Source organism: Nonomuraea mesophila (assembly GCF_004352805.1).
Lineage (GTDB): Bacteria > Actinomycetota > Actinomycetes > Streptosporangiales > Streptosporangiaceae > Nonomuraea > Nonomuraea longispora.
On record NZ_SMLD01000020.1, the window covers coordinates 33,273 to 59,504 of the forward strand.

The 26,232-nt window shown below is 71.3% G+C and carries 24 protein-coding genes; 13 read left to right on the forward strand and 11 right to left on the reverse strand.

Features of this window, described 5'->3' with window-relative positions:
- Window positions 1-53 precede the first annotated feature (53 nt).
- The 3 genes from E1295_RS10725 to E1295_RS10735 all read right to left on the reverse strand — a co-directional run bounded on the left by E1295_RS10725 (window position 54) and on the right by E1295_RS10735 (window position 2,573).
- Window positions 54-542, reverse strand: a complete 489-nt coding sequence (locus tag E1295_RS10725) for a hypothetical protein (protein WP_132630092.1) — start codon at window positions 540-542, stop codon at window positions 54-56.
- A 186-nt stretch (window positions 543-728) separates the two neighbouring features.
- Entirely contained in the window at window positions 729-1,049 is a 321-nt protein-coding gene (locus E1295_RS10730) for a VOC family protein (protein WP_220448646.1), read from the reverse strand.
- A 117-nt stretch (window positions 1,050-1,166) separates the two neighbouring features.
- Complete coding sequence (locus E1295_RS10735) at window positions 1,167-2,573, reverse strand: glycoside hydrolase family 28 protein (RefSeq protein ID WP_132630094.1); 1,407 nt, start codon at window positions 2,571-2,573, stop codon at window positions 1,167-1,169.
- A gap of 696 nt (window positions 2,574-3,269) precedes the next feature.
- On the opposite strand from E1295_RS10735, the gene E1295_RS10740 reads away from it, so the two are divergent.
- Window positions 3,270-4,103 (forward strand): GntR family transcriptional regulator, encoded by an 834-nt coding sequence (locus E1295_RS10740; protein WP_132630095.1) that lies wholly within the window; start codon window positions 3,270-3,272, stop codon window positions 4,101-4,103.
- 75 nt (window positions 4,104-4,178) lie between these two features.
- On the opposite strand, the gene E1295_RS10745 is transcribed toward E1295_RS10740, so the two are convergent.
- Entirely contained in the window at window positions 4,179-5,597 is a 1,419-nt protein-coding gene (locus E1295_RS10745; protein WP_132630096.1) for an OmpA family protein, read from the reverse strand.
- 77 nt (window positions 5,598-5,674) lie between these two features.
- Between E1295_RS10745 and E1295_RS51795 the strand changes: the two genes are divergently transcribed.
- Window positions 5,675-5,806: a hypothetical protein gene (locus E1295_RS51795; RefSeq protein WP_281284729.1), complete on the forward strand. Its 132-nt coding sequence runs from the start codon at window positions 5,675-5,677 to the stop codon at window positions 5,804-5,806.
- Window positions 5,807-5,813: 7 nt separating this feature from the next.
- On the opposite strand, the gene E1295_RS10750 is transcribed toward E1295_RS51795, so the two are convergent.
- The gene (locus E1295_RS10750) at window positions 5,814-6,881 is read right to left on the reverse strand and encodes a helix-turn-helix transcriptional regulator (protein ID WP_132630097.1); all 1,068 of its coding nucleotides are present in this window, start codon (window positions 6,879-6,881) and stop codon (window positions 5,814-5,816) included.
- A 62-nt stretch (window positions 6,882-6,943) separates the two neighbouring features.
- Here E1295_RS10750 and E1295_RS10755 point away from each other — a divergent pair, with 62 nt between their 5' ends.
- Together E1295_RS10755 and E1295_RS10760 are read left to right on the forward strand one after the other, a co-directional pair.
- Window positions 6,944-9,181, forward strand: a complete 2,238-nt coding sequence (locus E1295_RS10755; protein WP_132630098.1) for an ATP-binding cassette domain-containing protein — start codon at window positions 6,944-6,946, stop codon at window positions 9,179-9,181.
- A gap of 238 nt (window positions 9,182-9,419) precedes the next feature.
- The gene (locus E1295_RS10760) at window positions 9,420-9,941 is read left to right on the forward strand and encodes a hypothetical protein (protein WP_132630099.1); all 522 of its coding nucleotides are present in this window, start codon (window positions 9,420-9,422) and stop codon (window positions 9,939-9,941) included.
- A 142-nt stretch (window positions 9,942-10,083) separates the two neighbouring features.
- Here E1295_RS10760 and E1295_RS10765 read toward each other — a convergent pair whose 3' ends face one another.
- Together E1295_RS10765 and E1295_RS10770 are read right to left on the reverse strand one after the other, a co-directional pair.
- Complete coding sequence (locus E1295_RS10765) at window positions 10,084-10,266, reverse strand: hypothetical protein (RefSeq protein WP_132630100.1); 183 nt, start codon at window positions 10,264-10,266, stop codon at window positions 10,084-10,086.
- A 162-nt stretch (window positions 10,267-10,428) separates the two neighbouring features.
- Window positions 10,429-11,406 (reverse strand): aldo/keto reductase, encoded by a 978-nt coding sequence (locus E1295_RS10770; RefSeq protein ID WP_132630101.1) that lies wholly within the window; start codon window positions 11,404-11,406, stop codon window positions 10,429-10,431.
- Window positions 11,407-11,512: 106 nt separating this feature from the next.
- Here E1295_RS10770 and E1295_RS10775 point away from each other — a divergent pair, with 106 nt between their 5' ends.
- Window positions 11,513-11,989 carry a GNAT family N-acetyltransferase gene (locus E1295_RS10775; protein ID WP_132630102.1) on the forward strand — a complete coding sequence of 159 codons (477 nt, stop codon included), beginning with the start codon at window positions 11,513-11,515 and terminating at the stop codon, window positions 11,987-11,989.
- A gap of 62 nt (window positions 11,990-12,051) precedes the next feature.
- Here the strand turns inward: E1295_RS10775 and E1295_RS10780 are convergent, their stop codons facing one another.
- Entirely contained in the window at window positions 12,052-12,339 is a 288-nt protein-coding gene (locus E1295_RS10780) for a hypothetical protein (RefSeq protein ID WP_132630103.1), read from the reverse strand.
- 203 nt (window positions 12,340-12,542) lie between these two features.
- Here E1295_RS10780 and E1295_RS10785 point away from each other — a divergent pair, with 203 nt between their 5' ends.
- The 6 genes from E1295_RS10785 (at window position 12,543) to E1295_RS10810 (ending at window position 21,134) form a co-directional block, all read left to right on the forward strand.
- Window positions 12,543-13,853 (forward strand): MFS transporter, encoded by a 1,311-nt coding sequence (locus E1295_RS10785; RefSeq protein WP_132630104.1) that lies wholly within the window; start codon window positions 12,543-12,545, stop codon window positions 13,851-13,853.
- Window positions 13,840-15,867: a molybdopterin oxidoreductase family protein gene (locus E1295_RS10790; RefSeq protein WP_132630105.1), complete on the forward strand. Its 2,028-nt coding sequence runs from the start codon at window positions 13,840-13,842 to the stop codon at window positions 15,865-15,867. The genes E1295_RS10785 and E1295_RS10790 overlap by 14 nt, the downstream gene beginning before the upstream one ends.
- Window positions 15,864-17,258 carry an FAD-dependent oxidoreductase gene (locus E1295_RS10795; RefSeq protein WP_132630106.1) on the forward strand — a complete coding sequence of 465 codons (1,395 nt, stop codon included), beginning with the start codon at window positions 15,864-15,866 and terminating at the stop codon, window positions 17,256-17,258. The genes E1295_RS10790 and E1295_RS10795 overlap by 4 nt, the downstream gene beginning before the upstream one ends.
- Window positions 17,255-19,684 (forward strand): nitrite reductase large subunit NirB, encoded by a 2,430-nt coding sequence (gene nirB, locus E1295_RS10800; protein WP_132630107.1) that lies wholly within the window; start codon window positions 17,255-17,257, stop codon window positions 19,682-19,684. The genes E1295_RS10795 and nirB overlap by 4 nt, the downstream gene beginning before the upstream one ends.
- A complete protein-coding gene (gene nirD / locus E1295_RS10805) occupies window positions 19,684-20,028 on the forward strand; it encodes a nitrite reductase small subunit NirD (protein ID WP_132630108.1) in 345 nt (114 codons plus the stop codon). Before nirB ends, nirD begins: the two co-directional genes overlap by 1 nt.
- A 116-nt stretch (window positions 20,029-20,144) precedes the next feature.
- A complete protein-coding gene (locus E1295_RS10810; RefSeq protein ID WP_132630109.1) occupies window positions 20,145-21,134 on the forward strand; it encodes an iron-containing redox enzyme family protein in 990 nt (329 codons plus the stop codon).
- Window positions 21,135-22,075: 941 nt separating this feature from the next.
- Here E1295_RS10810 and E1295_RS52395 read toward each other — a convergent pair.
- Genes E1295_RS52395 through E1295_RS10830 form a run of 3 tightly spaced genes read right to left on the reverse strand, consistent with a single transcriptional unit; the run spans window position 22,076 to window position 24,011 of the window.
- The gene (locus E1295_RS52395; RefSeq protein WP_132630139.1) at window positions 22,076-22,291 is read right to left on the reverse strand and encodes a CDGSH iron-sulfur domain-containing protein; all 216 of its coding nucleotides are present in this window, start codon (window positions 22,289-22,291) and stop codon (window positions 22,076-22,078) included.
- A 5-nt stretch (window positions 22,292-22,296) separates the two neighbouring features.
- Window positions 22,297-22,959: a response regulator transcription factor gene (locus E1295_RS10825; protein ID WP_246079966.1), complete on the reverse strand. Its 663-nt coding sequence runs from the start codon at window positions 22,957-22,959 to the stop codon at window positions 22,297-22,299.
- Complete coding sequence (locus E1295_RS10830) at window positions 22,956-24,011, reverse strand: sensor histidine kinase (protein ID WP_166427169.1); 1,056 nt, start codon at window positions 24,009-24,011, stop codon at window positions 22,956-22,958. The genes E1295_RS10825 and E1295_RS10830 overlap by 4 nt, the downstream gene beginning before the upstream one ends.
- A gap of 88 nt (window positions 24,012-24,099) precedes the next feature.
- On the opposite strand from E1295_RS10830, the gene E1295_RS10835 reads away from it, so the two are divergent.
- Window positions 24,100-25,164 (forward strand): hypothetical protein, encoded by a 1,065-nt coding sequence (locus E1295_RS10835; protein WP_166427170.1) that lies wholly within the window; start codon window positions 24,100-24,102, stop codon window positions 25,162-25,164.
- A gap of 385 nt (window positions 25,165-25,549) precedes the next feature.
- Window positions 25,550-26,194, forward strand: a complete 645-nt coding sequence (locus tag E1295_RS10840; protein WP_132630112.1) for a class I SAM-dependent methyltransferase — start codon at window positions 25,550-25,552, stop codon at window positions 26,192-26,194.
- Window positions 26,195-26,232 lie beyond the last annotated feature (38 nt).

Sequence of the window (26,232 nt, forward strand, 5' to 3'; positions counted from 1 at the left end):
TGACGCGACCACCGGGCATCCACGCCGGCCACCACACCTGCGAGCGGGTCACGTCATCCGGGTTCCGATCGCCGGCGGGCGAGGTGCCGCTTGGAACCCGAGGTGGTCGGTCCGAGCGTCACACCAGGCGGCAGCGGTGAGGGACGCTTCCGGATCCTGGGGATCACGCCGACCTGGTAGTCGTCCTCGTAGACGAGCGTCCCCGGATCGCTCGCCCGTACGAGGTCGCACCGCACATCATGCGCTGACAGCAGGTCCCGCAGTGGCCTGAGACGGGAGAGCATCGCACCCGTTGTGGCGTGTTTGAACCAGGTGATCGCGCCGATGGTGTTTCCGTCCGCATAGAACGGCGGCTCGGGGAGGTGCTCGCGGAACCAGTCGTCGATGTCGAAGTAGCGGCCTTCCTCCTCCGGCGTGAGCAGGTGCTTGCGTCGCAGGTGGTCGACGGCGACGAAGATGCCGACCTCGACCCCCAGCCGGCCGACGTAGTCGGCCTGAAGCCGCAGGTACGGCGTCTCGTTGCTCAGGGTGTCGTCAGGCACGGCAGCTCCGGGTTCGGACGGCTCGCGGTCCCGTGGGGCGCCGCTCCATGGTACGGGTGGCGGCGGACGCTCCCGTGTCGGCAGAACGGCGTCGAAGGCCACCGTACGCATCCTCCGCACGCATCGAACGCTTCGAGCGGGGGCCACGGCCGGCCCTCTTCGTGCCTGCTCACGCCTGAGGCGCGCTTACTGGGCGGGTGCCTCGGCGAGTGAGAGGCTGTTCCCGTCCGGGTCCAGGACGACCACATGGCGTACGCCGTTGCTGTAGGTTTCCACCGGTTCGTGGGTGATGCCGCGGGCGGCCAGGCGGGCCAGGACGTCGTCGAGGTCGGTCACCCCGAGCGTGATCATGGCGCCGCCCACGCGCCCGGCCCGTACGTCCTGGTCGTCGACGACGACATACGCGTTCTCACCCACCTGCCACAGGTGCTCCTCGCCGATGACCTCGTCCGCCGGGCGTCCGAAGAACACCCCGAACCACTCCAGTGCCTTCGTGAGGTCACTCACCGGTATGACGCTGTACAGGTCCACGAGGACCTCCCCTTTCGGTCGTCTCGGGAGGTGGACCGTTTCCGTGGGCAAAACTCATCGGTACGGGGCGGGTTCCGGTGACACAGCCCGTGGTCAGGGTACGACCAGTGGTTCGCCGTTGGCGGTGACGTTCTTGAGCACGAGGTCCTCGACGTGCTCGACCACGACCGGCGTCGCGGTGGCGCCGAAGTCCACGTCGGTCAGCGTGACCCCGCGGATCGGGGCGTCGGCGTAACCGCGCAGGTTGAGCGCCCGGTTGGCGGTCCGTACGGTCACGTCCCGCACGTCGATCCCGCCCACCCGCGGGTTGAAGCCGTGGCCGGGTCCCTCCTCGTAGTGGAAGTTGACGTCGATGACGGAGCCGCCCACCTGGCCGATCTCAAGGTCCCTGGCGTGGAACCCCTCGATGAACCCGCCGCGCACGGAGTTGGTCTTGAAGCGCAGCGCGATGTCGAGGTTGGGGCTGGACATCGCGCAGTCCCTGATGAACACCTCGCGTACGCCGCCCGACATCTCGCTGCCGATCGTCATGCCGCCGTGCCCGTCGCGGAAGGTGCAGTTCTCGACGACGATGGACTCGCTGGGGACGTTCACGCGGCGGCCGTCGGCGTTGCGTCCCGACTTGATCGCGATGCAGTCGTCGCCGGTGTCGAACGTGCAGCCGCGGATCACCACCATCCGGCTCGACTCGGGGTTGCAGCCGTCGTTGTTGGGGCCGTGCGACTCGACCGTGACGTTCTGCACGAGCACGTTCCGCGACAGCGTGGGATGGATCTCCCACATCGGTGAGTTGACGATGGTGACGCCCTCGATGAGGACGTTGTCGCACCGGTAGGGCTGAACGAAGGACGGGCGCAGGTAGCCGCCCTCGCCGTATCGCCGCCGCCTGACCGGTACGCCCTGCTCCGCCTGGGCGAACAGCGCGGCCCTGGCCTCGGCCTGGTGGGGCTCGCCCGGCTCCCAGCCGTCGTCGCCCGAGCCCTTCCACGGCCACCAGTGATCCCGGTCCGCCTGCCCGTCGAGCACGCCTGACCCGGTCACGGCGATGTTCCGCTGGCCGTACGCGTAGATCAGAGGGGAGTAGTTGTAGAGCTCGACGCCCTCGAACCTGGTCAGCACCAGCGGCAGGTACGCTTTCGGCTCGGTGCTGAACAGCAGCCTGGCGCCCGCGGCCAGGTGCAGGTCGACGTTGCTCAGCAGGTGGACGGCGCCGGTGAGGAACCGGCCCTCCGGTACGTCCACGTGCCCGCCTCCGGCCGCGTGGCAGGCCCTGATCGCGGCACGGATGGCCTTCGTGCAGTCCGTCACCCCGTCCCCGACCGCGCCGAAACCTCTGATGTCGAAGCGGCGTCGCGGGAACTTCGGCCCGCGCACCCTGGCCGCGATGTGGTTCGCCCGCGCCCACGGATCGGACGCGGCCAAGACGCCACGCGCGTCGAGGACCGGGACGGCGAGGGCGGACATGGCCATGGCGCGCATGGCGTTGCGGCGGCTCAACATGGGGCGGCTCCCTGCCTGCTCGGGACACCCCGGATGCTAGGCCAACCCGTTGCAGTGATCCAGGGGTGTGTGCCACATCAGGCCAGGATGAGGGCGGCAACCGTTTGCACCGCTTCGAGCCCTGCTGCGGTCGGGGCACGGCGGAACGGCGCTCCTATTCCGCGGCGGACCTCACTGGGGTGAGCTGGGACGAGGCCGTGCGCAGGCGTCCGACCATGTGGTTCGGCGTCGATCGGTGGACGGGGCGCTCATCGACCGGCGGAGATGGATGCAGTCCGCCGCGGTGGCGCTGAGCAGGCGTACGGTCATCGAGGTCTGGGCGGGATTCGACGGGGCCTCGCGGAGAGGTCGTGGTCATTTCGTGGACTGGTGCAGGCTCAGCACGGCGAGAATCACGGTCACCACGGGGATGAGGTCCGGCCGGATCACGACAATGACGATCACCACGAATGTGAACGCCATTTGGGAAACGCTGTTGCGCTCTTGTGGCGGTTCGGGCGGAAGGGGAGAGATAGGCGCCGGGTTACTCATCGTGTTCGCCGCTATTCCTATATAGAAGTTGGAATGATGCACGTCCAGAGCACCACATCCACCGCACAAAGGTCTATATCCAGCAGGTCATGATGGTGTCGTCCAAGCGACTGGAGAAATCGGCCAAGAGGTCTACCATCGGAGCACACCACTTCTGTACAGCAAATGGAGCCTCTACCCGTGACGGCAAGCCGTGCACCTGTCCCAAAACGCGCAATTTATGAGCGCATCGCGGACGACCTGCGCGATGCGATTCGAAACAATGCGCTTCGGGACGAATCCAATCAACCTACTGATCGCCTGCCGGGAGAGGTGGCTCTCGCCGAGCAGTACGGGGTGTCCTTGGGAACGGCGCAGAATGCCCTGAATCTGTTGAAACACGAAGGGCTTATCGATCGCACCCCCAAGCGGGGAAGCCGGGTCATCAAGGTACGGAAGAAGTTCCTCCGCGACGGCATCAAGCGCCTCGAGGGCGACCCGGGGCATCGGTTCATGCTCGCCGACATCGACACCCGTGAGCTGCGCGTCCGTCATTTCACGGCGGGCACCTGCACGGCGCAGGTGCACGAGGAGGAGATGGTCAAGTGCTTCGGCAGCCACATGCGCCTGCTCTACCGGCGCCGCGTGTACGAAGTCGTCGGCCCCGAACCATCCGACCCGCCTCGCCCGGTCTCGCTGGCGACCAACTACATGCCGCTCTACCTGTTCGCGGACGGCGGCGAGGCGGTCCAGCGACAGGACTCCGGGCCCGGCGGGATCTGGGCCAGGCTGGCCGAGGCCGGCCACGAGGTGACCGACGCCGACGAATACGTCGACTGCCGCATGCCCACGCCGGAGGAAGCACGCGAGCTGGGGATCGGGGTGCACACGCCGGTCTTCGTCGTGTACCGGGTGGCGGAGAACGACCGTGGCCAGGTCGTGGACCTGGCGGTCATCGTCCTGCCCGGTGATCGATGGAGAATGCGCTACAAGGTGCGCAAGCAGCCGTCCCCATCCTGAAACCGGCGGCGCCGCGAGGGGGTGCCGGACATCGGGTGAGACGCCACAACGCGCGGCACCCCCTCTGCCCGCACGTTATGCGCATCGCCGGTCGCCGACAGTACTCGCGAGGGGGAGATTCGGCTGGCGGCCCCATGACGGTGGACGCTCCATCTTGGAGCGGGCGTCGCTCAGGGGACGGGGATGCCGGCGACCTGGCCGAGGCGCTCCGCCTCCAGCGTGACCGATGTGACGTTGTCGGCGGGTGCCGGATAGTACACATAACCTCGGGCGACCTGGCCAGCCGTCGAACGGGGCGGGGATGGCGGTGAGCGCCGAGCCGCCTTCCATGACCACGTCGAACGTGGCGACCAGATAGGCGCCGTCGCGGTGGAAGGGGTGGAAGTCCACCCGCAACCGCTGATCGCCGCTGCGCCAGGTGAGCGAGCCCGCCACCGGCTCCGGCTCGGCCTGGAACGGCGCCGGCGGGCGGATGGAGCCTAGGACGTCCGACGGGCCTGTGGTGACCGTGACGTCCGGCTTCTCCTCCTTGATATGGTAGGAGATCTCCACTCGCCGGTTCCGTGCGCGGCCCTCGGGGTTGTCGCTTCCGTCCGGCTTGTCGTTCTTGGCGATCGGCTCACTCTCGCCCTTGCCGGTGGCCTCGTACGTGTAGCCGGTGCCCAGCTTGCCGGCGAGGTAGTCGCGTACCACCTCTGCGCGCTTGACCGACAGGTCCTGGTTGTAGGGGTCGTCACCCTTGCTGTCGGTGTGCCCCTCGATGGTGATCGGCGGTTTGGCCGGGTCCGCCCGCTCGCGGGTCTCCCGTACGGCTTCGTCGAGGATGGTGGCGGCGTCGTCCGACAGCGTGGCCTTGTCGAAGGCGAACAACACGTCGGTACGGAGCCCCACCGTCTCCTTGCCGCCCTCCTTCAGCGTCGTCTTCTGAGGCGCCTCCACCAGCTCGTTCACACCGGAGACCCCGGACCAGATCTCGCCCGACGGCGGCACCACGGCCCATTGGAACTCCGCGCCCGGTGCGGGGTCGCCGTCCTGGCGCTCCTTGGCGACGGGCGCGGCGGAGCCCTCGGTGACCGGGAGGCCCGTCATCGCCGCCACGGGCAGGTCGGGCACCAGCGACACGCTCTTGACCTCGGCGGGGAGAGACGGGAAGTAGACCTCCACCGGATAGCGCACCCCTGGCCGGAAGTCGTCGGGCAGGCGCGCCCCGGCCATGGGGTGACGGGTGCCGAACGCCGGCCCTTCCGCGTCCTTCTCCCGCAGGGCGAAGGACACCTTCCCGCCCACCGGGTCCAGCAGCCGTAACCTGCCGAAGCTCACGCTCTGCCCGCGCAGGCCGTCGTACCTGAAGTCGCCGGAGACCGGCTCGTCCGCGGTGGTGGTGATCACCAGCTTCAGCGCGGTGAGGGCGGAATGGCGTTCGACGGCCTTGACCTCCACCCTGAACGGGCGAGGCGAGTCGAACCCCACGAGCCCCCCGCGCGCGTACTTCACGGAATACCAGCGGGCCGTGGCGGCAACTGCGGTCCTGGATCTTCGACACGTTCGTACGCATCGGTACGGACCTGCGGATGGGCCCGTCGTTGTTCGCCACGTTCCACGCCGCGGAACTGCCCGAGCCGGAGATGAGCATGGACGAGGTCCACGCCGAGCACGGAGTAGTGGTCGGCCGCTGCCTGTACGGTACCTGGGCGACGGTGTGACGAGCCGTCACAGCCGTTCCGTCTCCCCGCCGCGGCCGGGCACGGACGCCAGGAGCCGTTCGCCGAAGGCGCGGCAGGCGGCCAGGAGGTGCGGCGCCGCGTCGATCTCGAAGTCGGCGTCCAGGAACGCGAGGTTGAGCATCAGCCACTGCCAGGAGTCCAGGGCGAGGGTGATCCGGGTGTGCGTGTCGTCCACGGAGTCGATCTCGGCGTCCTGGAACTTGAGGGCGTCGACGACATCGGCGGCCGGGGCCCCGACCAGGACGGTGACGGGTTCCTTGTTCCTGTTGAGTCCCTGCCGCAGATGGTCCGAGGCCGAGTCGGCCGGCAGCGGGCGCGGCGTGTATCGGCGGCCGGTCCTGGCGGGGCCGGTGACCCGGTCGAGGCGGAAGACGCGCCAGTCGGCACGGTCGATGTCCCAGGCCAGCAGATACCAGCGCAGCAGGTGGTGAACCTGCCGGTAGGGCTCGACGCGCCGTTCCGTGCGTTCGCCGCGGGCGTCGGTGTAGGAGAACGTCATCGTCTCGCGGTGCGCGATGGCTTCGCCGACCATGCCCAGTTGCCGGGCGGCGACGCTCGGCGCGCGTTGGGGGCTCGTCTCCAGGCTGGCGCGGATGGAGGCGACCTGCGGGCGGAGCCGGGCGGGGAGGAACTGGTCGAGCTTGCCGTACGCGCGGGTCGCGGCCGCGTCGATGCTTCCCCCGTTGGATGGCGCAGTGGATGGCGCAGTGGATGGCGCGGTGGATGGCGCGGTGGACGGCCTGCTGGATGGCCCGGTTGACGGCTCGGCGGGTGGTTCGGCGGCGGACAGGGAGGCCAGGGCCAGCAGCGTGGCCACCGCCTCGTCGTCGTCGAGGACGAGCGGCGGCATCGTACGGCCGGAGGCGAGCCGGTAGTAGCCGCCGGGGCCGGGCTGGGTGTCGACGGGGTAGCCGTAGCCGCGCAGCCGGTCGATGTCGCGCCGCAGGGTGCGCGGGCTGACGCCGAGCCGCCGGGCCAGTTCGTCGCCGGTGAACGCCCGGCCCGTCTGCAACGTCGACAGCAGGTCCAGCATGCGCTGGGTGACGTCCGCCATGCCCTCATCCTCCCACCGGTCGCGGTCAGAATGTGGCCACATCTGCTCGTAGCGTCGCACCCATGAGTGAGCGCAGCATCATCATCCGCCGGGCCAGGACCAACAACCTGGCCGACGTGGACGTCGAGATTCCGCGTAACCGGCTGGTCGTCTTCGCGGGCGTGTCAGGTTCGGGAAAGTCGTCGCTGGTGTTCGACACGATCGCCGCCGAGGCGGGATACCAGATCAACGAGACGTTCCCGCCGTTCGCGCGTAACCGGTTGCCGAAGTGGACCCGCCCCGACGTCGAGCACATCGAGGGGCTGACCTCCGTGATCGTCGTCGATCAGCGCCGGATCGGCGGCAACGCGCGCTCGACGCTCGGCACGATCACGGACGCCTGGACCTACCTGCGGCTGCTGTTCTCCCGCCTGAGCCGTCCCTACGTGGGCGAGTCGAACCACTTCTCCTTCAACGACCCCGCCGGCATGTGCCCGGCCTGCTCCGGCCTCGGGGAGGTCATGGTCACCGCCGTCGAACGGTTCCTGGACCTGGACAAGTCGCTCGCCGGGGGCGCGATCCTGCTGCCCGGCTTCGGTGACGGCGGCTACTGGTACGCCCAGTACGCCGACATCGGGACCTTCGACCCCGAGACCCCCCTCCGGCAGTGGACCCCGGCCGAACGCGAGGCGCTGCTGTACGGCGGTCAGGCGGCGGCGCAACTAGGACGTAAGCCCCCCAAAAGCTACGAGGGCGTCGTCGAGCGGTTCGAGCGGATCTACCTGCACACCTCCGACAACCTGTCGGAGCGCAAGCAGGAGACCATCCGCCGCTTCACCCGCGCCGAGACCTGCCAGGAGTGCGCCGGCGACCGGCTGAACAAGGCCGCGCGCACGGCCACCGTGCTGGGTCACACGATCGGTGAGATGGCCCGCATGGAGATCACCGCACTGGCCGGGCTCATCCGTACGATCGACTCCGCCCGCGTCGCGCCCGCCGTGGCGGCGCTGACCGCCCGGCTGGACGGCATGAACAAGATCGGGCTGGGATATCTCACCCTCTCCCGGGCGACCACGACGTTGTCCGGCGGGGAGTCGCAGCGCGTCAAGATGGTCAGGCACCTCGGCTCCAGCCTCACCGAGATGACCTACGTCGTCGACGAACCGAGCGTGGGACTGCACCCCACCGACGTGGAGTCGATGATCAAAATCCTGGTACGGCTGCGCGACAGCGGCAACACCGTCCTCGTCGTCGAGCATGACCCCGTCGTCATGGCCCACGCGGACCAGGTCGTCGAACTGGGACCCGGCGCCGGCGAAGGAGGCGGGCGGCTCGTGTTCCAGGGCACCTTCGCGCAACTCGGGAACGCGGACTCGCCGACAGGCCGGGCCCTCGCCACGCGCCGGCCGCTCAAGCGCACGCCCCGGCCCGCCACGGGCCACGTCACCGTCGCGGACGCCACCCGCAACAACCTGCGCGACCTCACCGTGCGCTTCCCCACGGGCGTGCTGACCGTCCTCACCGGCGTCGCGGGATCCGGCAAGTCGAGCCTCGCCGGGGAACTGGTGGCCCAGCATGACGCGACCGTGATCGACCAGAAGCCGGTCAGCACCAACCGCCGCTCCACCCCGATCACCTACACCGGCGTCGCGCCCGCCATCCGCAAGCTGTTCGCCCGGCACAACGGCGTTCCCGCCGCCCTGTTCAGCGCCAACTCCGAGGGGGCCTGCCCCGACTGCGGCGGGCTCGGCGTCATCTACACCGACCTCGCCTTCATGGACGGGCAGGAGGTCTCCTGCGAGACCTGCCGCGGCCGCCGCTTCACCCCGGAGGTCCTCGCCCACACGGTGGACGGACTGTCGATCGCCGACGTCGACGACCTCACCGTCGACCAGGCCGTCGCCCGGCTGCCCGATCCGGGCATCGTCCGCGCCCTGCGGCAACTCTCCGTCGTCGGCCTGGGGTATCTGCGCCTGGGACAGTCGCTGAGCACGCTGTCGGGAGGGGAATGCCAGCGCGTCAAGATCGCGAAGGAGCTGCGCGAGGCCGGGCAGCCCGCCCTCTACGTGCTCGACGAGCCCACCACCGGGTTGCACATGGACGACATCGACACGCTCCTGCACGTTCTCGGCGACCTCGTCGACCACGCCCACACCGTCGTCGTCATCGAGCACAACCTCGACGTCATCCGCCAGGCCGACTGGCTCATCGACCTCGGCCCGGGACCCGGCAGGCACGGCGGGACCGTCCTGTTCGAAGGCCACGTCGCCGACCACACCGACCGGACCACCCCCACCGGCCGCGCCCTCGCCCTCGGCTGAGCATTATCTCCGGAAAGGGCACTCACCAATTCAGGCGACCGCCGCAGAAAGGCGGGATGTACGCGGCCCGTTATCTCGGCGCATGTGGACCCTGAGGCCGTGTGTGGCCACTGGTGAACCAGCCGGGCAGCCGCCGGAAAAACATCGAGGGGGAGGCTTTCGAAAGCACCGGTTCACGTCGATAGTGGGGAAGTCGGCATCCGGTCATAGATTCCTGGACACAGGGGGAAGGAAGCCCATGCCCAATGACGAGGAGTTGAAGGACAGGATTTATTCGGAAATACAAGCTCTGGAAGTTCGCACGCAGGCGGCGAAAGAACTGCGGGATCACTTCATCGACGGCGACTGGGACGAGAGCGTGACCGGCGTCGTCAACGGCTATCACGACAGCGTCGAACAGTGGAGTGCGCGCCTGTCGTCGCTGCCGGCCCTGGTGGAGCAGGCGAAACCGGTGACACCCGGCTTCGACTTCGAGCGCTTCGCCGAACTGCTCGACGCGGCAGGCAGACGCATGGAGAACGTGCACGAACAGCTGGCGGAGCAGACGGCCGTCGCTCAGGAGGAGCTGGCGAGGCGGCTGGCCGCCGCCCAGGACGCCGTCAGGAAGGAAAACGGCCACGTGTTCCGCGAACTGGCCGAACATGTCAGGCAGGCCGGGCGGCCCGCTCATAGCGACCCCGAGCCGGAGCGAAATGCGGAACGGCTGGAAGAGATCCACGACGAACCGCCGGAAAGCCCGGACCCGCGGAACAAAAGTTAGCCGGTGGGCCCGCCTGAGCCCCAAGCGGATGTGGAAAGCACTCTTACCGAGCGTGCGAAGAAGGCGGACGCATTCGCCGTAGGGCTGTGAATCGTCCGCGACGCCCCGGGCGTCGCGGACGGTCGCGCGTGCCGCCGGGGCGTCATGCGGCCGCGTGTCGCCGGCCGGTGAGGCCGGCAGGCGCGGGCTGGGGCTCGGCGGCCAGGGCGCGGAGCTGGTCGGCGAAGGCGAGGGCCTGCTCGGCCGTCAGGCGCGGCTCGGCGCCGACATAGAAGACCACGATGTCGCCCGCGGGCGATCGCACAGCGTTGAAAGGAGAGATCATGATGCCCACGATTCTGTCCGATCCGACCGACAGTTTCGGGGGCGCGGGCTCAGACGACGCCGAACCCGGCCATCGTGGCCGTGTCCCCGTGCCCGACGACGCCGGCCGGGTCCTTCCAGGTGCCCGTTGCGGCGGTGCACCTGGAAGTGTCCTGGACGGCGCCTACCAGCGGTGGTGCACCTGGGGGCGGATCAGGTCGTCGTAGACGGCGCGCACGGCCTCCAGCGTCTCGGGGCCCAGCGGGGGCAGGGCCGCGGCGGCGGCGTTCGCGGTGGCCTGGCCCGGGTTGCGGGCGCCGGGGATGACCACCGAGACGCCCTCCTGGTCGAGGATCCAGCGCAGCGCGAACTGGGCCATGCTCGCCCCCGGCGGCACCAGCGGAGCCAGGCGGCGGACCGCCTCCAGGCCGGTGGCGAAGTCGACGCCCGAGAAGGTCTCGCCGACGTCGAACGCCTCCCCGCGCCGGTTGAACGCGCGGTGGTCGTCGGGGGAGAAGGTGGTGTGCTCGTCGTAGCGGCCCGACAGCAGGCCGCTGGCCAGCGGGACGCGGGCGATGATGCCCACCCCGGCGGCGCGCGCGGCCGGCAGCACCCGCTCCAGCGGCTTGAGCCGGAAGGCGTTGAGGATGATCTGCACCGTCGCCACGCCCGGCCTGGCGATCGCGGTCAGCGCCTCCTCGCAGGTCTCGACGCTCACGCCGTACGCGGCGATCCTCTTCTCGGCCACCAGCGTGTCGAGGGCGTCGAACACGGCGTCCGCCGAGTAGACGGGCGTCGGCGGGCAGTGCAGCTGCACCAGGTCGAGCGTGTCGACGCCCAGGTTGCGGCGGGAGCGGTCGTTCCAGGCGCGGAAGTTGGACAGCACGTAGTTGGCGGGGATCTGCTCCACCCGCCGCCCCATCTTGGTGGCCACGGTCAGCCCGGGGCGATCCTTGACGAAACGGCCGACGATCTGCTCGCTGCGCCCGTCGCCGTAGACGTCGGCGGTGTCGATGAACGTGACACCACCGTCCACGGCCGCCTCGAGGGTCGCGCGGGCCTCCTCCTCGCTGACCTCGCCCCAGTCGGCGCCGAGCTGCCATGCGCCGAGGCCGACCACGCCGACCTGCCGGCCGGTACGTCCCAACACGCGGTGTTCCATGAACCGTCCTCCGTTTACGGGTGCCTGGCCAACCAGTGTCCCGTACGGCGCTCCGTGGCAGAACGCGAGCATGGGCCACCGGTGACACCCCGCTACGCTGAACCGCATGATTCGCCCCGCCACGCCCGCCGACGTGCCCGTCATCGCCACGCTGATCCGTGAGCTGGCCACGTACGAGAAGGCCGAGCACGAGGTCCGGGTGACCGAGGAGCAGCTGCGCACGGCGCTGTTCGGCGACGCGCCCGCCGTGTTCGCGCACATCGCCGAGCACGACGGCGAGGTCGCCGGGTTCGCCCTGTGGTTCCTGACCTTCTCGACGTGGAAGGGCGTGCACGGCATCTACGTGGAGGACCTGTTCGTACGCCCCGAGCACCGCGGCGGCGGCCACGGCCGGGCACTGATGGGAGAGCTGGCCAGGATCTGTGCCGAGCGCGGCTACGAGCGGCTCGAATGGGCGGTGCTCGACTGGAACGAACCGGCGATCGGCTTCTACGAGAACCTCGGTGCCATGCGCCAGGAGGAGTGGCCGCACTACCGCCTGAGCGACGCCCCGCTGCGGCGCCTGGCGCACCCGCCCTCCTGAGCGGCCCTCCTGGCGCGGCCACGCAGGTCACGAAGTGTGACGTGACCTGCGTGACCTCCGCCTCACACGCCGGCGTGCGCCCTCGCGCGCGTGTCCGCCTGGTCGTACATCTCGGACTCCGGGCCTTCGAGCTCGCGGTGCGTCTCCTCGATGCGGAGCGCCACACCGAGCGCGAAGAACGACGGCGCCCACTCGCCGATGAAGATCCCCCAGCGGTCGGCCCGGTCGATGCCCGCCGCCTCCATCTTCTTCGACATGAGCCAGGTCGCGAAGGACATGGCGATCGACGCCACCCCCGCGGTGTACATGTGACCTGACCTGATCCCCATATGGTGAAGCTTCTTGATCATGTTTCTCCCCCCTTGCTGGAGTGCTGTTACCCGGAGGGGGACGTGATAAGCGATCATTTCCAGCATGTTTCCGCCGTGACACATGTGCGTGGCTTGTTACCGCGGTGATTCACCCGTAACGAACGCACGGCGACGGACCGTCAACGTGCGTAACGCGCCCTTCCTAGCTTGGTGGTCCCGGACGCCGAGCGTAGGAGAGGTCGATGGCGCGCTGGATCGCCGACTGGCACCCCGATGACCCAGCCTTCTGGGAGCGATCAGGCAGGCGGGTCGCGCGGCGCAACCTGATCTTCTCGATCGTCGCCGAGCACCTCGGCTTCACCGTGTGGACGTTGTGGAGCATCGTCGCCACCCGGATGGGCGCGTACGAGTTCTCCACCGACCAGCTGTTCTGGCTGGTCGCGCTGCCCAACCTGATCGGCTCGGTGTTGCGCGTCCCCTACACGTTCGGCCCCGCGAGGTTCGGCGGGCGGACATTCACCGTGGTCAGCGCCCTGCTGCTGCTCATCCCCGCGGCGCTGCTCGGCGTGGCGGTCAGCGACCCGGGCACGCCGTACTGGCTCTTCCTGGTCATCGCGGCCCTGGCCGGGGTCGGCGGCGGGAACTTCGCCTCCAGCATGGCCAACATCACCTACTTCTACCCCCGCGACAAGCAGGGCGTCGCGCTCGGACTGAACGCGGCGGGCGGCAACATCGGCGTCAGCTCCGTCCAGCTCGTCATGCCGCTGGTGATCGGCTCGTTCGGGCTGGCCGCCGCGGGATGGTTCTGGATCCCGCTCATCGTCGTGTCCGCCGCCTGCGCCTGGTTCTTCATGGACAACCTCACCAGCGCCAGGGCCAGACCGCGCGAGCAGCTCGCCGTCGCCGGCAGGGCCCAGACCTGGATCATGTCGTTCCTGTACGTCGGCACGTTCGGCTCGTTCATCGGCTACTCCACGGCCTTCCCGCTGCTGAGCGCGAGCCTGTTCGCCGACGCCCCGTACGCCGCGGTGGCCTTCGTAGGGCCGCTGATCGGCTCGCTGGTCAGGCCGGTCGGCGGCTGGCTGGCCGACCGGTTCGGCGGTGCACCCGTCACGTTGTGGAACTTCGCGGCGATGGGCGGCGGGGTGCTGCTGGTGTGGCAGGCCGGCGCGTCGGGCGGCTTCTGGCTGTTCTTCCTGGCCTTCCAGACGTTGTTCCTGACCTCCGGCATCGGCAACGGCTCCACGTACCGCATGATCCCGGCCATCTTCCAGGCCAAGGCGGTGGCCGAGCGCGGCGAGGGAGAGGAGGCCCTGCTGTACGGCAAACGCCAGGCCTCGGCCGCCATCGGCATCATCTCGGCCGTCGGCGCGCTCGGCGGGTTCCTGATCAACCGGGCGTTCGGGATGTCGTTCGCCGCGGCCGGCGGCCCCGCCCCCGCGTTCCTCGCCTTCGGCGCCTTCTACGTGTGCTGCGCCGCGTTGACCTGGTGGTGCTACATGCGCAAGGTCGGCGTCTCCGTGATCGGGAGCCTCGCCCATGCCCGGGTCTGACGTGACGAGCACGCACTGCCCGTACTGCGCGTTGCAGTGCGGCATGGAGCTCGGCCGCGACCTGTCCGTCACTCCCAGGACCGACATCCCGGCCAACGCCTCCGGGGCGTTGTGCCAGAAGGGGTGGACGGCGGCCGAGCTGCTCACCAACGGCGAACGCCTGACCACCCCGCTCCTGCACGGCGAGCCCGTCGCGTGGGAGACCGCGCTCGACCACGTGGCCGGCCGGCTGTCCGCCCTGCGCGCCGAGCACGGCCCCGACGCCGTGGCCGTGTTCGGCGGCGGAGGGCTGACCAACGAGAAGGCGTACGCGCTGGGCAAGTTCGCCAGGGTCGCGCTCGGGACGAGCCAGATCGACTACAACGGCCGCTTCTGCATGTCGTCGGCGGCGGCCGCCTCCACCAGGGCGTTCGGCATGGACCGGGGGATGCCGTTCCCGGTCACCGACCTGGCCGGTGCCGACGTGGTGCTGCTCGCCGGGCTGAACGTGGCCGAGACCATGCCGCCGTTCCTGCGGCACCTGACAGGGGCACGGCTGATCGTCATCGACCCGCGGCGCACGAGGACGGCCAGGGAAGCCTGGCTGCACCTGCAGCCCGCGCCCGGCACCGACCTGGCGCTCGCCCTCGGGCTGACGCACCTCGTCCTCGCCGACGAGCTCGTGGACGAGGAGTACGTCGCCGCGCGGACCACCGGGTTCGAGGACCTGCGCACGTCGCTGGCCGGCTGGTGGCCCGAGCGGGTCGAACGGATCACCGGCGTGCCGGTCCACCAGATGCGGCAGGCGGCCAGGGCGCTGGCGGCCGCCGGCAGCGCCTACGTCCTGACCGGGCGCGGTGTCGAGCAGCACGCCAAGGGCACCGACACGGTGAGCGCGTTCGTCAACCTGGCCCTGGCGCTGGGCCTGCCCGGCAGGCACGGCTCCGGGTACGGGTGCGTGACCGGGCAGGGCAACGGGCAGGGCGGGCGCGAGCACGGGCAGAAGGCCGACCAGCTGCCCGGCTACCGCAGGATCGACGACCCGGCGGCCCGCGAGCACGTCGCCGCCGTGTGGGGGGTGCGCCCCGGTGACCTGCCGGGGCCGGGGCGGTCGGCGTACGAGCTGCTGGACGCGCTCGGCACCCCGCGGGGGCCGCGCGCGCTGCTGCTGTTCGGCTCCAACCCGGTCATCTCGGCGCCGGCGGCCGAGCACGTGGCCGAGCGTCTCGGCGCCCTCGACCTGCTCGTGGCCTGCGATGTCGTCATGTCGGAGACGGCGGCGCTGGCCGACGTGGTGTTCCCGGTCACGCAGTGGGCCGAGGAGAGCGGCACCATGACGAACCTCGAAGGCCGCGTCCTGCTGCGCCGCCGCGCCGTCGACCCGCCCCCGGGCGTGCGCAGCGACCTGGACGTCATCGCCGGGCTCGCCACGCGGCTCGGCCACCACTTCGACAGCGAGCCGGCCGCCGTGTTCGACGAGCTGCGCCGGGCCGGCGCGGGCGGGCCGGCCGACTACTCCGGCATCACGTACGAGCGCATCGCCGAGGAGAGCGGCGTGTTCTGGCCGTGCCCGTCGGCCGATCATCCCGGCACGCCGCGGCCGTTCCTCGACTCCTTCGCCACGCCGGACGGCCGGGCCAGGTTCGTGCCCGTCCAGCACCGGCCGCCGGCCGAGGAGATTGACGACGACTATCCCGTGCACCTGACGACCGGCCGGGTCCTGGCGCAGTACCAGAGCGGCGCGCAGACGCGCAGGATCGCGCCGCTCGTGCGGGCCGCCCCCGAGCCGTACGCCGAGCTCCATCCCGACCTGGCCGAACAGCTCGGCGTGGCTCCAGGGGACGTCGTGCGGATCAGCAGCCGGCGGGGCGAGACCAAGGCCGTGGCCAGGATCAGCGACGCCATCAGGCGCGACACCGTGTTCATGCCCTTCCACTGGGAGGGCGCCAACCGGCTCACCAACCCGGCCCTGGACCCGGTGTCCAGGATGCCGGAGTTCAAGGTCTGCGCGGTCAGAGTGGAGAGGGACTCATGAGACTCGTCGTCGTGGGCAACGGGATGGCCGGGTCGCGGCTGGTCAGCGAGGTACGCGCCCGCGATCCCCACATGAGGATCACCGTGTTCGGCGCGGAGCCGTGCCGGCCGTACAACCGGGTGCTGCTGTCCAACGTGCTGGCCGGCAGCTCGCGGCCGGAACAGGTACGGCTGGTGGACGCCTCCTGGTACGAGGCGCACGACGTGGAGGCCGTCCTCGGCGCCACGGTCACCGGGATCGACAGGCACAGCGGGCACGTGGTGACCGCCTGCGGGCGGCGCGAGCCCTACGACCTGCTGGTCCTGGCCACCGGCAGCGACGCGATCGTGCCGCCGGTCCCCGGCGTGGAGCGGGCCGTCCCGTTCCGCACGCTGGGCGACTGCGAGCGCATCGTGGCCGCCGCCGCGCACGCCCGCAGGGCCGTGGTCATCGGCGGCGGCCTGCTCGGCGTCGAGGCCGCCCGCGGGCTGGCCGGGCGGGGCCTGCCGGTGACGCTGCTGCACCTGGCGGGTCACCTCATGGAGCGACAGCTCGACGTGGAGGCCGGCGAGGTGCTCGGCGAGACGCTGGCCGGGCTGGGTGTGGAGATCCGCACGGGGGTCAGCGCCGAGGCGGTGCTGGAGGACGGCGTCCGGCTGGCCGGCGGCGAGCTGGTCGAGGCCGACCTGGTGGTGCTGGCCTGCGGCGTGCGCCCGGTGACCCGGCCGGCCGAGCAGGCAGGCCTGCGGGTTCGGCGCGGAGTGGTCGTGGACGACGAGCTGCGTACCGACGACCCGTCGATCTTCGCGATCGGGGAATGCGCCGAGCACGACGGCACCGTCTACGGCCTGGTCGCTCCCGCCTGGGAGCAGGCCGCCGTGGCCGCGGACGTCATCACCGGCGGCAAGGCCCGCTACCGCGGCTCCCGGCTGGTCACCCGGCTCAAGGCCAGCCGCGTCGAGCTGGCGGCGATGGGCGAGACCCAGCTCGGCGAGGAGCACGCCGAGGTGGTGCGGTTCAGCCACCGGGCCCGTGGCACCTACCGCAAGCTCGTCATCCGCGACGGCCGGCTGGTCGGCGCGATCCTGCTGGGCGAGAGCGACGCCGTCGGCACGCTCACCCAGCTCTACGACCGCGGCGGGCAGGTGCCCGGCGACCGGGCCGGCCTGCTGTTCCCGGGAACGTCGGCGGCGCCGGTCGCCGACAGCCCGACGCTGATGCCGGACGCGGCCAAGGTCTGCCAGTGCAACAACGTGACCAAGGGCCAGATCAGGGCGTGCTGGGAGGCGGGAGCGCGGGACGTGGCCGCGGTGACGGCGGCGACCCGGGCCACCACCGGATGCGGCACCTGCCGCGACGCCGTGGAGGGCATCGTCGGCTGGCTGTGCGAGCAGGAAGGGGTTTCGGTATGAGCAGGATCGTCGTCGTGGGGTACGGGCCGGCCGCGCACCGGTTCGTGGAGACGCTCACGGCCAGGGGCTTCGACGGCCGGATCACCGTGATCGGGGAGGAACCGCGCCCGGCCTACGACCGGGTGGCGCTGACCTCGTACCTGTCGGGCACCACCGCGGAGGACCTCACCTACCCCGTGCCCGGCGGGGTCGTGACCAGGCTGAACACCCGGGTCACCGTGATCGACCGGGGAGCCGGGCACGTCGTCACCGAGGACGGCGGCGCCGAGCCGTACGACGTGCTCGTCCTGGCCACCGGCTCCGCGCCGTTCGTGCCGCCGGTGCCGGGGGCGGAGCACGCCTTCGTCTACCGCACCATCGAGGACCTCGACGCCATCAGGGTGGCCGCCAAGGACGCCGCCGAGGGCGTCGTCGTCGGCGGTGGCCTGCTCGGGCTCGAGGCCGCCGACGCGCTGCGCTCGCTCGGGCTGAGGACGCACATCGTCGAGATGAGCCCCTGGCTGATGCCCCGGCAGGTCGACGAGGGCGGCGGCTCGGTGCTGAGGTCCCACATCGAGAGGCTCGGGCTGAGCGTGCACGCGGGCGCGGGCGTCCAGGAGATCGTCACCGACGGCCAGGGCCGGGTCACCGGGCTGCGCACGCCCGACGGCGGCCTGCTCGACGCGCAGGTCGTGGTGTTCTCCGCGGGCATCAGGCCGCGCGACGAACTGGCCAGGGCGGCCGGGCTGGCGGTGGGGGAGCGCGGCGGCATCGTGGTCGGCTCCTCCATGCGCACCTCCGACCCGTCGATCTACGCCGTCGGCGAGTGCGCGCTGGCCGGCGGCATGGTCTACGGGCTCGCCGGGCCGTGCAACACGATGGCGGAGGTGGCGGCCGAGCAGATCATGGGCGGCAGCGCGCAGTTCGAGGGCGCCGACCTGTCGACGAAGCTCAAGCTGCTGGGCGTCGAGGTGGCGCAGTTCGGGGCGATGGACGGCGCGCTCGACGTCACCTACATGGACCCGGTGGCCGGCGTCTACAAGAAGCTGTTCGTCAGCGACGACGCCCGGACGCTGCTCGGCGGCATCTGCGTGGGCGACGCCTCGCCGTACACGACGTTGCGGCCGTACGTCGGCAGGCCGCTGCCCGCCCCGCCGTCCGACCTGCTGTTCACCGGGGCGGGGGCGGCGGACCTCGACCTGCCCGACGACGCGCAGGTGTGCTCGTGCAACAACGTGTGCGCGGGCGACATCCGCACCGCCATCGCCTCGGGTGACGCCGCCGACGTGCCCGGCCTCAAGGCCTGCACCAGGGCGGGCACGACCTGCGGCAGCTGCGTGCCGATGCTCAAACAGCTGCTGGAGAGGTCGGGCGTCGAGGTCGGCAAGAGCCTGTGCGAGCACTTCACGTACTCGCGGGCCGAGCTGTTCGACATCGTACGCGTCCGCGGGATCACCACGTTCTCCCAGCTCATCACCGAGCACGGGCAGGGCAGGGGCTGCGACATCTGCAAGCCGGCCGTGGCCTCGATCCTGGCCTCGCTGCACAACGGGCACGTGCTGGAGGGCGAGCGGGCCGCGCTGCAGGACACCAACGACGCCTTCCTCGCCAACATCCAGAAGAACGGCACGTACTCGGTCGTGCCGCGCATCCCCGGCGGCGAGATCACGCCGGACAAGCTGATCGTGATCGGCGAGGTGGCCCGCGACTTCGGCCTCTACACGAAGATCACCGGCGGGCAGCGCATCGACCTGCTCGGAGCCAGGATCGAGCAGCTGCCGGAGATCTGGCGGCGGCTGGTCGACGCCGGGTTCGAGTCGGGCCACGCGTACGGCAAGGCGCTGCGCACGGTGAAGTCGTGCGTCGGCTCGACCTGGTGCCGCTACGGCGTGCAGGACTCCGTGGGCATGGCCATCGCCCTGGAGCTGCGCTACCGGGGGCTGCGCTCCCCGCACAAGATCAAGTCGGCCGTCTCCGGCTGCGCCCGCGAGTGCGCGGAGGCCAGGTCGAAGGACTTCGGCGTCATCGCCACCGAGCAGGGCTGGAACCTCTACGTCGGCGGCAACGGCGGATTCCGGCCCCGCCACGCCGACCTGCTCGCCAAGGACCTGAGCACGGACGAGCTGATCAGGACCGTGGACCGTTACCTCATGTTCTACATCCGCACCGCCGACCGGCTGCAGCGCACCGCGGCCTGGATCGAGTCGCTGGACGGCGGTCTCGACCACCTACGCGAGGTGATCATGGAAGACTCGCTCGGCCTCTGCGCCGACCTCGACGCCCAGATGGAGCGCCACATCGCCACGTACGCCGACGAATGGCAGGCCACGCTCGACGACCCGGACAAGCTCAGCAGGTTCGTCAGCTTCGTGAACGCGCCCGGCGTGCCCGACCCGTCGATCGTCTTCGACAGCGAGCGCGGCCAGATCAGGCCGGTGATGGCGTGATGAGCTGGACACCGGTCTGCGACTACGACGCCCTGCAGCCGGAACGCGGCGTCTGCGCCCTCGTCGGGAACGTGCAGGTGGCGGTCTTCCGCACCCACGACGGCGCCCTGCACGCGCTGGCCAACCGCGACCCGTTCAGCGGGGCGTACGTGCTCTCCCGCGGCATCGTCGGCACCAGGAAGGGCGAGCCGACCGTCTCCTCGCCGCTGCACAAGCAGGTGTTCTCGCTGGTGTCCGGGAGGTGCCTCGACGAGAGCCCAGGAGTAGGCGCGGTGGAGGCCGCGGTCACGGTGCCCGTCTATCCCGTACGGGTGGCCCGGGGCCGCGTGGAGGTCAGCGTTTAGCGCATCCGGCCACGGGCAGCCCTCCTGCTTGAATCGCGGGGAGCACGGGGGACGCGGGGGTGCCGGTTGACTGCTGACGACTCCTTGTTGGGCGAGTGCTGTTCCGGGGGTGCCTGATGCGGCTGCCATCTGCTCGTGGTCCGGTCACGTCGCTGCTGTTCGAGCGGCTCTGCGGCGCTCCGGGGGCGCCGTTCCCCGCCGTGGGCGTGGCGGGCGGCCTGGACGACGACGATCTCCAGCTCGCCCTGTTCACCTGCTACGAACTGCACTACCAGGGGTTCGACGAGGTGGACGACCGGTGGGAGTGGGATCCGGCGCTGCTGCGGTTCAGGGCCACGCTGGAACGGTGGTTCGAGGAGGCGTTGCGGGCCGCCGTGCCGCGCCCGGAGCCGATGCCGCCGCGCGAGGTGCGGGAGGCGTTGTTCGCGCTGACCTCGGCCGCCGAAGGGCCGTCCGTGGCGGCGTACCTGCAGCGTGAGGCGGACCTGCCGACCTTCCGGGAGTTCGTGGTGCACCGGTCGATCTACCACCTGAAAGAGGCCGACCCGCACACCTGGGCCATCCCGCGGCTCAGCGGCGGGCCCAAGGCGGCCCTGGTGGAGATCCAGGCCGACGAGTACGGCGGCGGCAGGCGCGAGCGCATGCACGCCGAGCTGTTCCGCGCCACCATGCGCGGCCTCGGCCTGGACGACTCCTACGGGGCCTACCTGCACCGCGTGCCCGGCATCACGCTGGCCCTGTCCAACGTGATGTCGCTGTTCGGGCTGCACAGGCGGCTGCGCGGGGCGCTGCTCGGCCACCTGGCGGCGATCGAGATGACCTCGTCGCTGCCCAGCCGCCGCTGCTCCACGGGCCTGCGCCGGCTCGGCGCCGACGAGGACACCGCCCGCTTCTACGACGAGCACGTGCAGGCCGACGCGGTCCACGAGCAGATCGCGGCCAACGAGATGTGCGGCGGCTTCGCGGCCGCCCACCCGGAGCTGACGTGCGACATCCTGTACGGCGCCGCGTGCGCGCTGGAGCTCGAACGACGGTGGGCCGAGCACGTCCTCGGCTGCTGGCGGGGCGGGACGGGTTCGCTGATCGGAGAGCGGGTCCCGGCGTGAGCACCGATCTCGACCTCGACTACGTGCTCCCGCTGCGCTGGAACGACGACGACGGGCTCGACGAGCTGACCGGCTACCTGGCCCGGCTCTCCCGGCACGCGCGGGTGATCGTCGTGGACGGCAGCCCCGGCGACCTCTTCGCCCGCCACGCCGCCCGGTGGCGCGGCCTGGCCCGGCACGTGCCCCCGGCGGCCGGGCCGCGCTTCGCCAACGGCAAGGTCACGGGCGTCACGACGGGGCTGCTGCTGGCCGAGGGGGAGCGCGTGGTGATCGCCGACGACGACGTGCGCTACGACCTGCCCGCCCTGGCCGCGGTGCACGACCTGCTGGGCCGCGCCGACCTGGTGAGGCCGCAGAACTACTTCGACCCGCTGCCCTGGCACGCCCGCTGGGACACCGCCCGCACGCTGCTCAACCGCGCCTTCGGCGCCGACTATCCGGGCACGTTCGGCGTACGGCGCGATCTTTTCATGCGGATGGGCGGTTACGACGGCGATGTCCTGTTCGAGAACCTGGAGCTCATCCGCACCGTGCGCGCCCATGGCGGCCGCGAGGTGCGCGCACCCGGCCTGTACGTCCGCCGGCTCCCGTGCGACGCGCGCCGGTTCTGGTCGCAGCGCGTCCGCCAGGCCTACGACGACCTCGCACAACCCGTACGGATGGCCGCGTTCCTGGCGGTCCTGCCGGCGCTGGGCGCGCTCAGGCGCCCCCACAGGCTGCCGGCGGGCGCGGCGCTGGCCGTGCTGACCGTGGTCGTGGCCGAGGCGGGACGGCGGCGCGCGGGCGGGCGGCGGGTGTTCCCCGCGACGACGTCGCTGGCCGCGCCCGCGTGGGTGCTGGAGCGGGCCGTGTGCAGCTGGCTGGCGCTCGGGGCCGCGCTGACCGGCGGCGTGCCGTACGCGGGCGGCCGGATCAGGCGGGCCGCCCACTCCGTGCGCGCGCTACGGCGGCGGGTCGGGCTCGCTCGCGGCACGGAAGCCGCCGGCCTTGTGCGAGCCGTCGCAGAACGGCTTGACCGAGGACAGGCCGCAGCGGCACAGGGCGACCGTCGTCCGGCCGGCGTCGATGGGCTCGCCGTCCTGGGTGAGCAGCGCGAAGTCGCCCCTGATGAGCAGGGGGCCGTCGGCGCAGGTCGTCACGGTGACCGGATCTCGCATGCCGGTCACCTGCCCCAGGGCTGAGCGCTCTCACCCGCGACGACGATCCCGAGGTCGTAGGCGCGGACGACGGCCTGCGTGCGGTCCCTGGCGCCGAGCTTGTCCAGCACGTTGCCGACGTGCGTCTTGACCGTCTCCCTGGTCACGTACAGGGTGGCGGCGATCTCGGCGTTGCTCAGCCCTCTGGCCAGCAGGCGTACGACGTCGAGCTCCCTCGGCGTGAGGCCGGGCACGTGCGCCGCGGCGCGGCGCGGGGCGGCCAGGCGCCGCAGGGCGTCGGGGAACAGCACGGCGTCGCGGCCGTGCACCACGCGGATGGCGGTGACCAGGTCGGAGGCGGGCGAACGTTTGAGCACGTAGCCGGCCGCGCCCGCGCGCAGGGCGGCCCAGACGAGCTGGTCGTTCTCGAACGTGGTGACCACGACGACCCGGGTGCCGGGCGCGCTGCGGGCCAGTTCGGCGGTGGCGCGCAGGCCGTCCATGCCGGGCATGCGGATGTCCATGAGCACCACGTCGGCCGAGCGGCCGTGCTCGACGGCGGCGTGGCCGTCGGCCGCCTCGGCGACCACCACGATGTCGTCGTGCACGGAGAGCATGGTGGCCCAGCCCGAGCGGATGAGCGGCTCGTCGTCGGCCAGGACCACCCTGATCCCCTGAGGCCCGCTCACCTCGGGAGCTTCGCCGTGATCCGCCACCTGCCGTCCACCTCCTCCTGCTCGAACGTGCCGCCGGCCAGGCGCGCCCGCATCCGCATGCCGACGAGCCCGCGCCCCTCACCCGAGGGTGGCCGCCCGGCGACGTCGTTGTCCACGGTGAGGACGACGTCCGTGCCCACCGCCAGGTCCAGCCTGACCGGGCCGCGCCCGTGCCTGAGCGCGTTGGTGACAGCCTCCCTGGCGATCGCGTACGCCGCCCGCGACGTCTGCTCCGGCACATCGTCCACGGGGTCGGCCCGGCACTCGACGGCCAGCCCGCGGACGAGTGCGTCCAGGGAACCGAGCGTGGGCGCCTGCGCCTCGCTGCCCTCGTCGAGCACTCGGAGCAGCACGTCGAGCTCCTGCTGGGCGTCGCGGGCGGCGCCCAGCAGGTGATCGAGCGACTGCGCCGCCACCGGGACCGTCTCCGCCCGCCGCAGCGCCGCCTGCGCCGCCATGGCCTGCACCAGGATGACGCTCAGCGCGTGTCCCACCGAGTCGTGCAACTCCAGCGCCAGGCTCTGACGCCGGCCGAGCTCCTCGATCACCCGCGACGGGTCCGCCCGCAGCAGCCTGCGGGCCGCCCGCTGCTGCCCGAGCCCCGCGCCCGCCATCGCCGCCGCCACCACCACGATCAGGAGGAGGACCTGTGCCAGCTGGCCCGGCTCCGCCCGCCACCGGGCGGGCGAGAGCAGCACGGGGACCCCCGGCGACAACGCCAGCGCGCCCGCACTCAGCGTGGCCCCCACGAACAGGTGCAGGGCCGTCAGGACCCGCAGGTAGACGCGGTCAGGATGCTCGGGCACCGCCACGCCGAGCAGCTCACGCAGCGCGACCACCTCCAGCCGGCCCACCAGCGGCAGGCAGGCCACCAGAGCCGAGGCGGGCAGGCAGAACGTCCACAGCAGCAGCATCCGCGGCAGCGAGACCTCCGTCACGACGAGCAGCGCGAGGACCGCCGCCACCGGGGTCAGCAGCGCCGCCCCGAGCAGCTGGTACAGCACCGCCCTCCAGTGAATGGTCACAGCTTCAGAAGCTAGCCGACGGGCCGCGCCGGCACCTCCCTCACGCGGGGGAGGCGGCGACCGGCCCGGATTCCTAGCGTGAGCTGCCATGAAACCACTCGGAGTACTGCTGTCACTGATCGTGACCGCCGTCGGCGCACTGTGGTGGACGACTCCGGCGTCGTACCCCTTCGGTGCTCGCGACCGGGTCACGGTCTCGCTCTCGCACCTGTTCGAGCACGACGTGGGAGGCGCGATGACGGTCGCCGCCGGTCTGGCCGGGCTGGCCGTCGCGCTGAGGTACGGCCGGCCGGGCCCGCTGGTCAAGGCGGGCGCGATCGTCCAACTGCTGTTCTTCGGCATCGTCATGTCCGACGCCGGCGTCATGTCCGTCCTGGGCTACGTGACGGGGTTGTCCCTGCCGGTGGCGCTCGTCGCGGTCGTCGTCGTGCCCGTGGTCCGGGCCTGCCTGCGCGGCAGGGTGTGGGGCTACGTCGCGCTGGCCGCGCTCGCCGTGGTGTGCGCCGTCGTAATCGTGCTCCTCGGCGGCGCCCTGTGGGCGTACGCGGGCAACGTCACGGCCGGGCTGCGCTCGTACGCCGGGCGCACGGCCTGGACGCTCGCCGACCTGGCGGCGTTCGCCGCGTGGGCGTGGATCACCTTCCGCCTGTTCGGCGGCGCGCTGCCCCGCTGGGCCGGGCCCGAGCAGGCGCGGCGGTGGGGCAGGGTCGCCACCGTCGGGGCGGCCCTGTGCCCGCTGCCCTACGCCTGCTACCGGCTGACCTGGCTGACGCCGTGGCCGACCGACATGTCCGGGCCGATCGACCTGCCGCTCAGGTTGCAGGGGTTGATGCTCGCCTTCGCCGCCGTGACCGCCTCCGTGCTCACGCTGGGCCTCATCAGCAGATGGGGCGAGGTGTTCCCGCGCTGGGTCCCCGTGCTGCGCGGGCGTCCCGTGCCCGTGGCGCTGCCCGTCGTCGTCGGGGGAGCGGTCGCGGGGGCCTGCTGCCTGGCCTCGCCGGGGCTGACCGTCAACGCCGTCGAACGGGGGGAGCCGTGGGCGTTGCTGCTGTGGCCGTATCCGTTGTGGGGGGTGCTGCTCGGCGCCGCTGTGCTCGCGTACGGGCTGCGGCGCCGGCAGGGCGGCTACACGCCGGCGTCCACCGGCGCGTAGACGTGCGGGCTCCGGTGCATCACCGGGAGCACGCAACGCCGTCCTGACTCGACATGGTCGCAGCGCTCCGCGTCCTCGCGCTGCGGGAGGGGCTCGGGGTTCTCGTCAACTAACGGCACTGGAGGGACGCTATAGGCGCCGCCCCGTGCGCTGGTCTCGGTGCCGCAACGATCGAAGCTCTGAACGGTCTCATGCGTATCAGTGAAGTGTGACGGTGAGTAGCGCACGGGGGTGGCGACGTCCGTGGTCAATCGATTTCTCTCCGAGGAAGTTTCCCCTGGCCGCGACCTCTCCGCGCGGGGCCGCCTCCACGGGTGACGGGGTCACTGTTCATTACGTACGGTGATCACGCTCTTCCGGCGGATGCGGGACCTAGCGTGGAGGCATGCAGGATCTGTCGAGGTTCCAGCGTCCGCGGTTCGCACGAGCGTACGAGCGGATGAGCGCCGAGTCGGAACAGTCGGGCACGGCCGGGCACCGGCGGCGGCTCCTGGCCGGGCTGTCCGGACGGGTGGTGGAGATCGGCGCGGGCAACGGGCTGAACTTCCGCCACTACCCGCCCGAGGTGCGCGAGGTGGTCGCGGTCGAGCCGGAGGACCTGCTGCGCTCGGCGGCGGAGCGGGCCGCGGGTGGGGTGAGGGTGCCCGTGCGCGTGGTCGCCGGGCACGACGGGGCGCTGCCGGTCGAGGACGACGGGTTCGACGCGGCCGTCGTGTCGCTGGTGCTGTGCTCGGTTCCCGACCAGGCCGCCGCCCTCGCCGAGGTACGCAGGGTGCTCAGGCCGGGCGGGGAACTGCGCTTCTACGAACACGTACGCTCCAGCGGCCGGGCGCTCGGCGTGCTGCAGGACGTCGTCACGCCGCTGTGGCGCCTGGCGGCCGGCGGCTGCCGCCCCAACCGCGACACCGCGCGGGCCATCACCTCGAGCGGCCTGGTGATCGAGGACCTTACCCGCTTCACGCACCGGCCGGTGCCGTCCACACCGGCCCTGCCGCACATTCTCGGACGCGCGCGCAACCCGGACGAGTGACGCCCGCCGCCGGAACCTCGCCCGCGCCCGCGGTGTAG